General features: G+C 37.2%; 14 protein-coding genes. 4 read left to right on the forward strand and 10 right to left on the reverse strand.

What is annotated here, in order from left to right; translation table 11 throughout:
• Window positions 1–25: 25 nt before the first annotated feature.
• The 3 genes from pulA to pepV all read right to left on the reverse strand — a co-directional run bounded on the left by pulA (window position 26) and on the right by pepV (window position 4,586).
• Window positions 26–2,167: a type I pullulanase gene (gene pulA, locus QRY57_RS23120; RefSeq protein ID WP_286016197.1), complete on the reverse strand. Its 2,142-nt coding sequence runs from the start codon at window positions 2,165–2,167 to the stop codon at window positions 26–28.
• A 352-nt stretch (window positions 2,168–2,519) separates the two neighbouring features.
• Window positions 2,520–3,074: an RNA 2',3'-cyclic phosphodiesterase gene (gene thpR / locus QRY57_RS23125; protein ID WP_286016198.1), complete on the reverse strand. Its 555-nt coding sequence runs from the start codon at window positions 3,072–3,074 to the stop codon at window positions 2,520–2,522.
• Window positions 3,075–3,179: 105 nt separating this feature from the next.
• On the reverse strand, window positions 3,180–4,586 hold the full coding sequence (pepV, locus tag QRY57_RS23130) for a dipeptidase PepV (RefSeq protein WP_286016199.1): 1,407 nt from the start codon (window positions 4,584–4,586) through the stop codon (window positions 3,180–3,182).
• A gap of 357 nt (window positions 4,587–4,943) precedes the next feature.
• Here pepV and QRY57_RS23135 point away from each other — a divergent pair, with 357 nt between their 5' ends.
• The gene (locus tag QRY57_RS23135) at window positions 4,944–5,165 is read left to right on the forward strand and encodes a DeoR family transcriptional regulator (protein ID WP_000805512.1); all 222 of its coding nucleotides are present in this window, start codon (window positions 4,944–4,946) and stop codon (window positions 5,163–5,165) included.
• 82 nt (window positions 5,166–5,247) lie between these two features.
• Here the strand turns inward: QRY57_RS23135 and QRY57_RS23140 are convergent, their stop codons facing one another.
• Complete coding sequence (locus QRY57_RS23140) at window positions 5,248–5,982, reverse strand: pseudouridine synthase (protein WP_090688000.1); 735 nt, start codon at window positions 5,980–5,982, stop codon at window positions 5,248–5,250.
• A gap of 42 nt (window positions 5,983–6,024) precedes the next feature.
• Window positions 6,025–7,677 (reverse strand): putative polysaccharide biosynthesis protein, encoded by a 1,653-nt coding sequence (locus QRY57_RS23145; protein WP_286016200.1) that lies wholly within the window; start codon window positions 7,675–7,677, stop codon window positions 6,025–6,027.
• Between the two features lie 150 nt (window positions 7,678–7,827).
• Here QRY57_RS23145 and QRY57_RS23150 point away from each other — a divergent pair, with 150 nt between their 5' ends.
• Both QRY57_RS23150 and QRY57_RS23155 read left to right on the forward strand, forming a co-directional pair.
• A complete protein-coding gene (locus QRY57_RS23150) occupies window positions 7,828–9,099 on the forward strand; it encodes a BaiN/RdsA family NAD(P)/FAD-dependent oxidoreductase (protein WP_286016201.1) in 1,272 nt (423 codons plus the stop codon).
• A 107-nt stretch (window positions 9,100–9,206) separates the two neighbouring features.
• Window positions 9,207–10,637, forward strand: coding sequence for an MDR family MFS transporter (locus QRY57_RS23155; RefSeq protein WP_286016202.1), 1,431 nt, complete (start codon window positions 9,207–9,209; stop codon window positions 10,635–10,637).
• A 65-nt stretch (window positions 10,638–10,702) separates the two neighbouring features.
• Here the strand turns inward: QRY57_RS23155 and QRY57_RS23160 are convergent, their stop codons facing one another.
• From QRY57_RS23160 to QRY57_RS23175, 4 genes are all read right to left on the reverse strand, one after another.
• The gene (locus QRY57_RS23160; protein WP_286016203.1) at window positions 10,703–11,026 is read right to left on the reverse strand and encodes an ArsR/SmtB family transcription factor; all 324 of its coding nucleotides are present in this window, start codon (window positions 11,024–11,026) and stop codon (window positions 10,703–10,705) included.
• Window positions 11,027–11,455 carry an SRPBCC family protein gene (locus QRY57_RS23165; protein WP_286016204.1) on the reverse strand — a complete coding sequence of 143 codons (429 nt, stop codon included), beginning with the start codon at window positions 11,453–11,455 and terminating at the stop codon, window positions 11,027–11,029.
• Window positions 11,456–11,713: 258 nt separating this feature from the next.
• Window positions 11,714–11,896, reverse strand: coding sequence for a sporulation protein Cse60 (locus tag QRY57_RS23170; RefSeq protein ID WP_026593741.1), 183 nt, complete (start codon window positions 11,894–11,896; stop codon window positions 11,714–11,716).
• Window position 11,897: 1 nt separating this feature from the next.
• Window positions 11,898–12,134, reverse strand: a complete 237-nt coding sequence (locus QRY57_RS23175) for a DUF2553 family protein (protein WP_090688015.1) — start codon at window positions 12,132–12,134, stop codon at window positions 11,898–11,900.
• A gap of 231 nt (window positions 12,135–12,365) precedes the next feature.
• Between QRY57_RS23175 and QRY57_RS23180 the strand changes: the two genes are divergently transcribed.
• The gene (locus QRY57_RS23180; RefSeq protein WP_286016205.1) at window positions 12,366–12,860 is read left to right on the forward strand and encodes a CarD family transcriptional regulator; all 495 of its coding nucleotides are present in this window, start codon (window positions 12,366–12,368) and stop codon (window positions 12,858–12,860) included.
• 84 nt (window positions 12,861–12,944) lie between these two features.
• Here the strand turns inward: QRY57_RS23180 and QRY57_RS23185 are convergent, their stop codons facing one another.
• The gene (locus QRY57_RS23185) at window positions 12,945–14,114 is read right to left on the reverse strand and encodes a nitrate/nitrite transporter (RefSeq protein WP_286016206.1); all 1,170 of its coding nucleotides are present in this window, start codon (window positions 14,112–14,114) and stop codon (window positions 12,945–12,947) included.
• Window positions 14,115–14,176 lie beyond the last annotated feature (62 nt).

Below are 14,176 nucleotides of genomic sequence, written 5' to 3' on the forward strand. Positions count from 1 at the left end.
ATTCGCATCGTCAAGTAGCGATTTGTCACATTATCGCCAATATATACGAGCTAATCGGAGCCATTTGAAGTTCATTTCCTTGAAATGAAGAAATCGGCTGTACTTTTGCTTTTGCACTGTCTGCTAATACGCACCACATTTCATGTTTCGGCAGTAAAATCGTTTCTATTTGCATACCACTATGAAACAACACCACAATTTCCTTCCAAGGACCGAACTCCCCTACATTTTGTAAATGATAAGCAATAACAGTAGAAGATGTTTGTAAAAATGTCATATGCTTCTTTATAAGATTCGCTGACTGTAAGCGCAACGCTCCATGTGTCTTACGAATTGCAATTAACCCTTGTATATAAGCAATTGTTTCTATTTCTTTCTCTTTTTGATCCCAATCGAGTTGATTAATTTCGTCAAGCGCATTATAACTATTTTCATTTCCTTTCTTAGAACGATAAAACTCTTGTCCTGCATGTAAAAACGGAATTCCTTGTGAGAGTAATGTCATCGCGGTGGCTAAACGATGGCGCCTTTTTTGCACTTCTTCCGTTTCCTGATTGCTGCACACGAGTTTATCCCACATCGTCATATTATCGTGACATTCCACATAGTTAATACTTTGAATCGGTTCTAAAAATAACCCATCTCCTTTTTCATTTGCCAGACTTCCCATTAACACATATTGCAAATGCACAGGGTCTACGCTTCCTCCAAATGCAAAGCCACGTTTACTTACATCAAACGTGCTGCCTTTTATCGCATCACGAAATTGATCATTGAACTGCGCGATTTGTGGCATTTTATTCGCATTGTTAAGCGTAGCCTTCTCTTCTGCCGGAAGCGGTGTTTGTAGCTCCCAGCCTTCCCCTAATAACAGCGCATCCTTTTTTATGTTTCTTACTTCCTTTTCTACTTCATTCATCGTTTCTACATCTAAAATTCCCATTAAATCAAATCGAAACCCATCAACATTATATTCAGTAAGCCAATATAAAACAGAGTCTATTATAAACTTCTGCATCATTTTCCGCTCAGATGCTAGATCATTCCCAACTCCTGTTCCATTTGATGGCATGCCATTTTCATCATGTCTAAAATAGTATCCTGGTACAAGCTTTTCAAAAGATGATGTTTCTCGTTCATATACATGATTATATACAACGTCCAAAACCACACGGATTCCATGTTCATGAAATTTTTCAATAAGTTTTTTACAATCTTTGATTCGATTATAAGGATCGATAGGATCGCTTGCATATACTCCCGTTGGTACGTTGAAATATAGTGGATTATAGCCCCAGTTATACGCCGCAAACGGCCGTTTTTCATCTACTCCAGCAAAATGATGAAGAGGTAAAATTTCAACATGTGTAACTCCTAATTCTTTTATATAGGAGAAGGCCGTTTTTGTCCCAAGTTTTCCTTTCGTATTCTCTTCTGTTAACCCTGCATATGTCCCCTTTTTTGCTACGCCACTATTTGGATGCATAGTGGCATCACGAATATGCAATTCATAAAGGATTGCATCAGCGAAAGATTCCAGTTTAGGTAATACAGTTTGTTTTTTTATATATGTCTTTAGAGGATCAATCACAATTCCATACTTACCATTGACTGATACGGATTTTGCATATGGATCTACAGCTTCATTCCAAATTAAATTAATACAAACGAGAAATGTGTACCTAGCGAGCTCCAAGTCTCCTTGTAAAATATAAGACCAAACACCATTTTCTCCTCTTTGCATCTCATAATCCGCATACTCTTTATCATTTTTATAAATCCTTACTTTCGCAAGTCTTGCAGTGGGTGCCCACATTTTAAAAGCTGTTTCTTCTTTCCTATAACAAGCTCCTAAGTCTCCACCAGCATAATAGTATTTTTCATCAAATACAGCCGTTCGAATAACCGCTCCAATTTGTAAGTCTGTTTCTTCATTTCGCTCATCTCTCACTGTGTAATACTTTCCCACATCAAGTGGATATTCTACACAGCATTCATACTTCGTTGCATCTGGAAGAGAAATGATTTGAGAAATTTTAAGCTCCCATACATGATTTCCTTCCTGCATAAAAAATGTTCGGCTGGTTCCGTACGCATGCGGGAGCAAAATTGTAATTTTATTCATTTCATCTAAATAGGCTTCAAATGGACGCTTTACTTTCAGCATAAAAAATCACCATCATTCTCGAAATTAAAATGAAACTTCCATGAGCGGGGATGGGAGAATTCATCCCCCACCTATCTTTCTTATTTCTCTCTGAATCTTGAGGTAGAGATCTTCCGCCCGCGTATAAAGGGGATACATTGCGGCTATGTCGAACAGAAAGAGATTTCCACTCATTTTCTACTTCTGTTTTCACATGGCAGGGGGGCTAAAAAAGGCACTGTCCGCTTCTATCCTTAAGCAGATCCTCTCTCCCACCTATAAGGAATAGTTTTATGTTGGTCTTTCAATTCGTATTCATGTACACACAAGCTTACTATTTTCTATAGTATATTCACATTCGTAAGAAACGTTTTTATACTTTAAGTTTCTGTAACTTTATTTCATAAATTGGCTTATACTTTGGAATTTGATGGACGTGAGACTCGTACAATGTAATGGTATCCGCCTGAAACAACACTGCATCCAGTTGCTTCAGATCTTTAAGATTAAAATTTTCTTCTCCACCCCACTTACGAGCAACAGTAATGTGCGGATGATAAGGACGTGTTTCAAGTGAAAAACCATTTCTCTCACAAATAGCATGCACCTGTTTTTGCAAATCAAATAATGCTCGATTTTCTTTTAATCCAGCCCAAAATATACGTGGACTCTCCACTAGACCGAATGTAGAAAAACTTTGTAGCGTCAGATCTAATTCTGCTGTATTCACAAGGATTTGTAACCCTTTCTCTATTCCTTGCAATTGTTCCTGCGCCGCACTCCCTAAAAAAGCAAGTGTAATATGGTAGTCTTCCTTATGTACCCACGAGCGAAATGGTAACTTGTCCTTCACTTCCTCTTTATAATTTGCAAGTATTTCTTTTATATGATCCGGTAAGGTAACTGCTAAAAAATAATGTGGAACCATTTATATCTTCTCCTTTCTTGTTATTGTTGCTTTTCTTTTGTATCTCATTCAAAAAAGAATCCGCCCTCCGAATGGAGAGCGGTCATATCTCAATATACAATCAGCCTATTTCGCTAATTCATAAATTGCTTGCGCATAAATTGCTGTTGCTTTTAATAGATCTTCAATTTCAATATACTCATCTTTTTGATGCGCAAGTTCTTCTTTTCCAGGGAATAGTGGACCGAATGCAACACCAGCTTTTAATGAACGAGCATATGTACCGCCACCAATTGCTAATAGCTCTGCTTTCTCTCCTGTTTGTTCTTCATATACACGTTGCAATGTACGAATTAAAACGTGATCTTTATCAACGTGATGTGGACGTGAGTTAGAGTAATCAGCTACTTGGAAGCCTTTCTGGCCGACATAGTCTTTTAATTTCTGCACTGTCTCTTCAAAATTAGTTGTTACTGGATAGCGTACATTTAAACCTAAGTTTCCACCTTCTTCTTTTGTATAAGAAAGGCGACCTACATTGATCGTTAACGGTCCGCTAATTTCGTCTTTATAAGCGATTCCTGCTTTTTCTCCAAGCGTATCATTCGTAAATGTTTCTGTAACAAATGCCGCAAATGAAGCACCTTTACCGTCAAGAGCAAGCGTTGTTAAAAAGTTCGCTAATAAGAGACCTGCATTTTCACCTTTTTCAGGAGTAGAACCGTGGGCTGAAATCCCTTCTACTTGTAACTTCACAGTATTTCCTTCTACATTTGCTTTTCCTGTTTTCTTAACAGTTTGTAAGTATTGTTCGTAAGCAGCGCGAAGTTCCGTTACCTTTTCAGTCGTAATCACTGCTTCTGCAAAATCAGGAACCATATTTAAACGACGCCCTGAAGAAAATGAAACAAGTTCATATTCCCCGCCTTGTGTTTCACTATTTTTTTGCACAACTTGTATATCAGAGATCCCTTTTTCCGCATTAATAATAGGAAAATCAGCATCTGGTGCAAACCCAAGCGTTGGCATTTCTTCATTTTTAAAATAATGATCGACACATTTCCAGTTGCTTTCTTCATCCGTTCCTAAAATCATGCGTACGCGTTTTGAAAGCGGCAATCCTAATTCTTTTACAATTTTCATTGCATAGTAAGCAGACATTGTTGGCCCTTTATCATCAATTGCACCACGTGCAAAAATCTTTCCATCACGAATATCAGCGCTATATGCAGGTGTTGTCCATCCATCTCCTTCTGGAACAACATCAACGTGACAAAGAATACCAACCAATTCCTCTCCTTGCCCCATTTCAAGATGCCCTGCATACCCTTCTAAATTTTTAGAAGTAAATCCTTCTACTTCCCCTTTCTGTAACATGAAGGATAGTGCTTTCGCTACACCTTCTCCAAACGGTGCACCTTCTTTTGCTGTTTCTTCTTCCCATACACTTTTAATTTGCAAAAATTGTTGTGCGTCATGAATTAATTCATTTTTTCGTTTTTCAACTTCTTCTGTCCAATTAATTGCTGTCATCACGTATTCACCTTCTTCTATATTCTCCCCTTCATCATAGCAAACGAAAATCAGATATGCCAATAAGAGAAGGGGAAATGACGAACGATTATAATATTTCAGATATTTCACATTAATTTTTCTTTTATTTTTTAAAAAAATTTGCAGGAATTTGGCGGTTTACGTAGAAATTTATGTGATAGTTGATAGAAGAGACATAGAATGTCAACTACCAATATTTTTCTATTTTCATATTTGTTAAACTTTTGTAAAATTTAACTAGGTTTAAGCATGAAATTTGTCTAGTGGAGTACAATGGAAGTAAAGACCTTCTTTCCTGAATGGGGTCAAAAAAACTAGTAGAGGAGTGGTTTTCTCTTGAAACCTACGACTACTCGTATGCTAACACGCATTAAATCAATTTATATGTACATCAATGAGAATGGTACGGTAACGACGAAAGACCTTGTAGATGAGTTCGGGATCACACCGCGAACGATACAACGTGATCTGAATGTGTTGCAATTTAATGAACTCGTGTATAGCCCTTGCCGCGGTAAGTGGACAACAACAGGAAAGAAAGTGAGAATGACCTCATAACGAAAACAATTGTATCTAAAATATAATACATACCCCTTTCTGTGAAATTAGAAAGGGGTTCTTTCTATTTTTGGAATCGGTCTCACTCTTGACTCTCTGTTTGAATTTGATACGTTTTTAACATTTCTACTTCTTCATCTGTTAATTCACGGTATTGACCAAGCTCTAATTCTTCATCTAATACTAAAGGTCCCATCTCTGTTCTCTTTAAGTAGACAACTTTTTTCCCAACCGCTTCAAACATACGCTTCACTTGATGGAATTTCCCTTCTGTAATCACAAGCTCGATTTCAGAAACATCGTCACTTTTCAAAATGGTAAGATCACCCGGCTTTGTTTCATAGCCATCATCTAAAATAACACCTTTTGCAAATTCTTCTATATCTTTCTCTGTTACAACTCCAGCTACGTGTGCATAATATTTTTTCGGCACATGCTTTTTCGGAGATAATAACTGATGCGCTAATTTACCGTCATTTGTTAATAGTAGAAAACCTTCTGTATCAATATCAAGTCTTCCAACTGGAAACGGCTCAAAAATCGCATCTTCAAGTTCTAATAAATCAACAACTGTTTCATGATTGTCATCTTCTGTCGCAGAAATAACGCCTTGTGGTTTATGCATCATTAAATATACAAATTCTTTGTATTCAACAACTTCTCCATGAATTGTAACTTCTTGCTCCTCTACATTCACATGAAACTTCGCATCTTTTACTGGCGTTCCATCAATTTTTACAACGCCATCCTTTAATAATTTCTTTACTTCTTTTCTACTTCCGTATCCCATGTTTGCTAACAATTTATCTAATCTCAATTCTTTCACCTTCTTTATTTATCATAGAAAAGGGGACGTGTATTACGCCCCTTTTGACTTCATCTTTAATTTCAATCTACTACCAAGTTTACGCTGTATCTTTTCTAAAGCTTCCCCGCCAAATACTCTTTCTAGTACTCCTGTGCGGATTGCTAAAAGTCCGTAAGTAAGGCCACCAATCCCTGCACAAACTGCAACGGTAATAAGTGCACCAAACCGGCTCTCAGGTGAAATCACAAAGGATAGAAGTCCTTGTGATAGTTTTACGACAACGACCATCACAATTGTTAATATTGCAATTTGGAATGTTCGTTTATATACAACACCAAATGAATAGTGTGCATGTTTTCGAATTTGTTTATTCGTATATAAAATAGAAGCTAAGAATCCAATACCTGTTGCTAAAACAGCTCCAATTGTACCGAAGTAACGGATTAAAATCACATTACATAAAAACTTCAAAACAACGCCCATGCCAAGCGCAATAATCGCATGTTTTTGTTGGTTAATCCCTTGTAAGATTGCCGCAGTCACTGTAAATAAAGCAAATAATAACGCAACTGGTGCATACCACATAAGGATTTGTCCACCTAATGGATCCTTTTCATAAAACGCTGTATAAATTGGATACGCAAGCGTAGAAATACCAACTACCGCTGGTAATGTTAAAAACATATTTGCCTGGAATGTTTGCGTAATTTGTAATTTTAAATAACGAAATTGTTTTTCTGTAAATGATTTTGTGATTGCTGGAACAAGCGTTAAACTAAACGCCGTTGCAAGCGACACAGGAATCATAATTAACTTATGCGTCCACATCGTAAAAATACCAAGTGCTCTCTCTGCAATATCCCCTTGTCCAATTGCTTGCATAATAGAGTTAAATGTTAATGTATCAATTTGTTGATATAAAGGAATTGTTAATCCAATGACAACATAAGGAATTGCATATGCAAATAATTCTTTAAATAATTGAAGTGTACTTACTGTTGATTCTGGTACAGTTTGTTCAATTAAATATTGATCGAGATGTTTTTTACGTTTTAACCAGTACCAAATCAACACACCAAGCGCTCCCACAGCTGAAACAAATGCTGCAAAAGTTGCCACTCCAACAGCGGTTGCTACCGAGCCACCTATCACTTTAATAACAATAAAACTACCCGCTAGTAAAAAGACAATGCGGATAATTTGTTCAATAATTTGTGAAACTGTCGTCGGTCCCATTGATTGATGACCTTGGAAGAAACCACGAATTAAACTTGCTGCAGGTACAACAATAAGCGCAAAACTTACGAGACGAATAATCATTGTAACGTCTTCTATATTATTGTGTACACTTTGTTTCCCGAGCATTGCGTGTGCAAATAATGGCGCAGTCATGTAAAGCACTAGGAAAGAAAGAATCCCTGTTGCAATCATCATAACCATTCCCGAACGGAACATTCTCCGGCTCGTTTTATAATCTCCAAGTGCATTATATTTGGAAACAAACTTTGAAACAGCAAGCGGCACTCCCGCCGTTGCAATACTTAAAAAGATTGTATATGGAATGTATCCATACGTATAGAGCGTTCCGCCTTCTGTGCCAACTAATGCATGAAATGGAAAGACGTAAATCATGCCTAAGAACTTAACTAAAAAAGTTCCTAACGTCACAATAAGCGTTCCGCGCAGAAATTTTGAATCGGACATAGATGATCCTCCTACATATATAACGCTGAACTCTAACCTTTGTATTGTACCACAATTTTTCAGAGAAACAGTACCTCACTGAATTTTTCTTTTCTACGAAAACATGCTATTCTTTTAGGCAGGAAATGTAGAAAATGAGGTCGATATACTATGCATTATGATGTGATTGTCATCGGGGGTGGCCCTTCAGGATTAATGGCCGCAATCGGTGCTGCGGAAGAAGGCGCGCGTGTCTTGCTTCTTGATAAAGGAAATAAATTAGGACGTAAACTTGCAATTTCTGGCGGCGGGCGCTGTAATGTCACAAACCGTTTACCACTTGATGAAATTGTAAAACATATACCAGGAAACGGTCGCTTTTTATACAGCGCTTTCTCTATTTTTAATAATGAAGATATTATTACATTCTTCGAAAAGCTTGGCGTAAAGCTAAAAGAAGAAGACCATGGCCGCATGTTCCCTGTATCTAATAAAGCGCAATCTGTTGTTGATGCGTTATTAATACGTCTAAAAGAACTCGGTGTTAAGGTGCGTACAAATACACCCGTTGAAACTGTTGAATATGAAAATGGACAAACGAAAGCCGTTGTACTCCAAACAGGTGAAGTGCTTGAAACAAATCATGTGGTAGTTGCTGTTGGCGGGAAATCTGTTCCTCATACTGGCTCAACTGGAGATGGTTACGCTTGGGCTGAAAAAGCTGGGCATACAATTACTGAGCTTTTCCCAACAGAGGTACCAATTACTTCAAATGAACCATTTATCCGTGATCGTACACTGCAGGGTCTTGCTTTACGCGATGTAAACTTAAGCGTATTAAATCCCAAAGGCAAAGTTGTCATTTCTCATAAAATGGACATGCTCTTTACCCACTTTGGTATTTCTGGTCCAGCTGCTCTTCGCTGTAGCCAATTCGTTGTAAAAACGATGAAAAAATTTAAAATGCGTGCGGTCGAAATGAGCATCGATGCACTACCAGAAGAAAATAGTGAACAGCTCTTCCAGCGCATGATGAAACAAATGAAAGAAGAACCGAAAAAAGGAATCAAAAATGTGTTAAAAGGATATGTTCCTGAACGTTATTTCCTATTCTTATTAGAAAGAAACGGAATTGACGGTAGCGAACAAGCTGGGCAAGTTTCTCACGAAAAGATTCGCGCACTTGTGAAAGACTTTAAAGAATTCAAAGTAACAGTAAACGGTACACAGCCACTTGAAAAAGCATTCGTGACAGGCGGCGGCGTTTCTGTTAAAGAAATTTACCCGAAAGAAATGGCTTCTAAATTAACGAATGGCTTATACTTCTGCGGAGAAGTTCTTGATATTCATGGCTATACAGGCGGCTATAATATTACTTCCGCTCTTGTTACAGGCCGGATTGCCGGAACAACTGCTGGGCAAAATGCAAAAGTGCAGTACTAAAAAAGAAACAAGAGGGGATTTTTTCCACTCCTGTTTCTTTTTTGTTGCCTTATGTAGCTTAGTAGCTTTATATTTTATATTGTTGAATATTATAAAGGGGAAAACATATGAGAAAAAAAGTCATGATATCTTTAATGTTAATGACGTTTCTTTCCGCTGTGGAAGGAACGATTGTTAGTACAGCAATCCCTCGTATAACGAGTGATTTATCAGGCGTTGAACTTGTTAGCTGGGTATATGCGATTTATATGCTCGCAACTGCAGTCTCGACTCCAATCTACGGAAAACTAGCCGATTTATTCGGACGTAAAAAAGTACTGCTCATCGGCGCAGCCATCTTTTTAATCGGTTCTGCACTATGCGGAGTCGTGACATCGATGGAACAATTAATCTTCTTTCGCGCTCTTCAAGGTATAGGTGCCGGCGCTGTTATGCCAATTACAATGACGATTATCGGAGACTTATATAGTGAAGCGAAAGATCGTGCAAAAGCACAAGGCTGGATGAGTGCTGTTTGGGGTGTTTCAGGTGTTGTTGGGCCGCTAGTAGGTGGATTTTTAGTTGATTCTCTTTCTTGGCGCTACATCTTTTTCTTAAACGTTCCATTTGGAATTCTTGCTTGTGCGATGATTGCAATTTCTTACAAAGAGTCAATCAAACCAGCAAAACACCATATCGATTATCCTGGTGCAATCATCTTCTCACTAAGTACAATCGCGTTACTCTATGCACTCTTAACAGGAAGCAGTAAGCAAAACTGGGGCGACATTACAATTATAGGTCTTTTAATCTTTGCGGCTGTTTCATTCCTTATTTTCTTGTTCGTTGAGAGAAAATCTCCGGAACCATTAATTCCGTTAGCACTTTTCTCTAATCGTACGTTATCAACTGTAAATATCCTAACACTGATTGCCGGCGCCATGATTATTAGTATTACAATGTATCTTCCAATCTGGAGCCAAGGTGTATTAGGAAAAAATGCAACAGAAGCAGGACTTATTCTTATGCCAATTCCTGTTATGTGGACATTCGGTGCAATTTTCTCTGGGAATTTGGTTGGTAAGTTACAAACGAAACAAATCATTTTACTTGGAGCTAGCATTTTATCAGTCGCTACCTTCTTATTATTCACATTATCAATTCATTCACCAGCATTTCTAATTTATGTTGCTGTTGGACTATTCGGCCTAGGAATGGGGCTTATTACACCAATTTATATGGTAACCATACAAGCAGCTGTTCCTGCACATACACGCGGTACAGCAGTCGGCTTAAACACATTTATTAATACATTTAGCCAAACATTAGGTGCCGCTATCTTCGGAACAATCTTTAATACGATGATTCATAAACAAGGAATACAAAACGTGGACCTTATCTCAGGCGGGCACGGCACAGCAAATGTCGTAACAAAATCACAAGAAGCATTAGCTTCTAGTGTCCATGTTATTTATATGAGTACATTTGTGCTCGCACTTCTTACACTATTTATCGGTTGGCTTCTATTAAAGCCTAGCAGTCAGACAGCTGAACAGTAATAAAAAGGATGATCGCATATAACGATCATCCTTTTTTTATATCAAGCGTTCATATTTCACAACACTTATTCCTCATTTTCCACCACGTATTTCAGCATGGACAATTTATTGTTCCAAAACTGTTCATAATAGGAAAGCCACTGCTGTAATTCAGCCAACGGCTCAGGCTGCAACCGATATATCTTTTCTCTCCCAACTTTTCTTCCGCTTACTAATTTCGCTTCTGAAAGAATGTGAAGGTGTTTCGCTACAGCTGTACGACTCATTGGAAAGTGATCTGTTATTTTAGAAATTGGTAATTCTTTTTCTGTTAATAACCGGAGTACTTCTCTACGGGTTGGATCAGCAATTGCTTGAAAGACATCATATTTCGCTGCTGATGAGGACACTTATCCTTCAACAACCCTTTTCAGTTTTTCATTTACAATCGCTACCCAGCCGCCTGCCATTCTATCCTGAATAACAGAACTTTTCTCGTTTGCTTTCGGAAGAATTGTATCAGGCTGTTTCCACCCACCATGAATAAGAGTAAACTCCGTTTTATCCCCTAAATCTTTCAAAATAAATGAAACGATCCAACCATCTGTATCCCATGAAAAAGATAAACGATAAGGCTCATCAATTTCTAACACCTTGCATGGAGATGGTCCAAAAGGTGATTGTACATGAAACTCATGTCCTACCTTCGGCTCAAAGTCATTTGGCATAAACCAAGACGTAATCCCTTCTGAAGTTGATACTACATTCCATACTTTTTGAATAGGCGCTTCAAAAATAACTGTTTGTTTAATATCTTGTAATGTATTTTGCTGATCCATACTATTTCTCCTTTATATAGGCCGTTACAATGTAACACCTTTTGGTTTCACTTTATAATATAACACCTTTTAGTTTCACGTCAAGCGATCTCCATTTGCCTGTTGAGAAATTCTCAACATTTTTTCAACAGGACAAACACCAGTGAAACAGTTCCAGCTAGAAAAGAAAAACTGGCCCTACAATCCATTATGAACACTTTACCAATCCATATAATGTCTACTTAAAACATAAAAAAGAGCTGGATCCCCAGCCCTTTTTTATGTTTTATAGACTACCATCGCCGAGAAACAATAAATTTGATTTTCATCGTCATTAATCGATACACCAACTTGATATTTAATATCTACAAACTGTTCATCATCCAGCTTCTTCAAAAACACATTTACGGAATCTTCTAAGTCCTTTTCATGACTTTCATCAAACACCTTAACGCGGATCATGTTAACACCATCCTAGATCACAGCTCTCCGCCGCTCGATTATTGCCACGGTGCGTATCTATGATGCGATAAAACTTACCATCTTCATATATATATCCGTCTTCTAATACATATTGCTTATCTTCAGTATAGACATAAAACTTACCTATCATAAATTTACTTGTATATAATTCTAAATAATTTGATTTAAATCTTGCTACTACCCTATTCGTAATATCAATTTTAATTGTGCGCCCCACCTTCTCTCCCTCCTTTAAAAAGAACGGATTTAGGTATATTGTATTAACGATTTTGCATTTTATGATTAAAAATGAGTGGATATGCCTCTTATTTTTACGAACAATTACCTTTTACAAAAAACACCCTAAAAATCGCCACACAACTTATTGACTCAAATGTCATTTTTATGATATTATATAAAATTTGACATTTTTATACATATGTGTTATCATTAAGAGTAGTTACCACATATGGAGGTGGATGATTTGTTTCAAATTGGTGATAAGATTGTTTACCCTATGCATGGAGCAGGAATAGTCGAAGCAATTGAGGATAAAGAAGTATTAGGACAAACACGTCAGTACTGTGTAATACACATGGTTATTAGTGATATGCAAGTGATGATTCCTGTGGATAAAGTTAAAAGTTCAGGTATACGTTTTGTTGTTGACAAAGATACATTAAACGATGTATTAGTTGATGTTCATAATGGCGAACCTGACCACTCACTCCCATGGAAACAAAGATACAATATAAACATGGAGAAGATGAAAAACGGGAATCTCCTAGACGGCGCTGAAGTTGTTCGTGATTTAATTCACCGCAATAAAGAAAGAGCGTTAAATGCAAGTGAGAAGCAAATGTTAGACAACGCGCGCAGAATTTTAGTTAGTGAAGTTGCACTTGTGCAAGATCTTTCAGAAAATCAAGCAACTGATTTCCTTCAAGATACAATCAATCATTAATATACAAATTTAAAATAGCATTCGGCTATTTTTTTTTGCCTAAACAAGAAAAAGATGTCTACTTACAGACATCTTTTTCTTGTTTTATTTACTATTTAACATCACTAACAACTTCTCTTGACTGTACATCCACACCGTAATAATTAAACATGCAAGCGCCACTTCTGAAAGTGCCATAAATCCAATTGCATAATGACCTGTTAGTTGGAATAGTAACGTTAAAATTAATGGAGGGAAAAATCCTCCTAAACCACCTAAAGCTGCGACAAGTCCATTTACAACCCCTGCTTGCTCAGAAAAGTACATTGGTACTAGTTTGAAGATTGTTCCATTTCCAATTCCAGCGCAGAATGCGACTAGTAAGCAACCAAATGTATATACGTTCATACTTGGCATAAATGATAAAATAATTCCAGATAATGTAAGAGCAATAAATACGAAGATTAAAATTTTAAATGGATTAAATTTATCACCGAGCCAACCACCAATTGGGCGCATAATCGTTGCCAATACGATGAATCCAGCTGTCCGCATACCTGCATCTACTTTTTCAAGTCCGAAATGAGATACTAGGAAATTTGGTAAGTATACTGTAAATGCAACAAATGAGCCAAAAGTTAAGAAATAGAAAATACATAAGAACCAAAGTTTTTCATTTTTGTATACACCTTTTAACTGTTCCATTAATGGTGTGTTCACTTTTCTCTCATTACGATCACCTAGTAAAAAATTCAGAAGTGCGAAAATAGCAAGTAAGATTAAAAAGGATTGGACAGTTGCTCTCCATCCAAATGAAGTCGCAATAACAGGTGCTAAGAAAGATGTAACTGCTGTCCCTGCATTTCCTACACCGTAAATACCATTTACAAAACCGTGACGCTCTTTTGGATAATACTTCGGTAAGGACGTTACCCCTACAGAGAATACAGCTCCGCCAATCCCTGCAAATAAACCGCCAATAATTAAATCCATCATCGAATTCGCAATACTAATATAAAAGACAGGGAATAGTAAAATAATAAAGCTTATAAAGAATAATTTTCTCGCTCCGTAACGATTGGTCCAATAACCAATTGGTATTCGAAGCACCGATCCTAAAATAACGGGTACTGCTGTAACAAGGGAAATTTGTCCTGCTGTTAACGCAATGTCTGCTTTAATAAATGGCATTAGCGAAGATAAAATCACCCATACCATAAAGCCAATAATAAGATTAGAAGTTTGTAAACCTAACTGAAAATTCGGACTTTTCATCCTTTCCGCCTCCTATTTTGTTCAGTATTTCACAATGTGTGTTAATTCCCTCCAGTCTAATC

The sequence above is a fragment of the Bacillus arachidis genome, from assembly GCF_030285945.1.
Classification (GTDB): Bacteria; Bacillota; Bacilli; order Bacillales; family Bacillaceae_G; genus Bacillus_A; species Bacillus_A arachidis.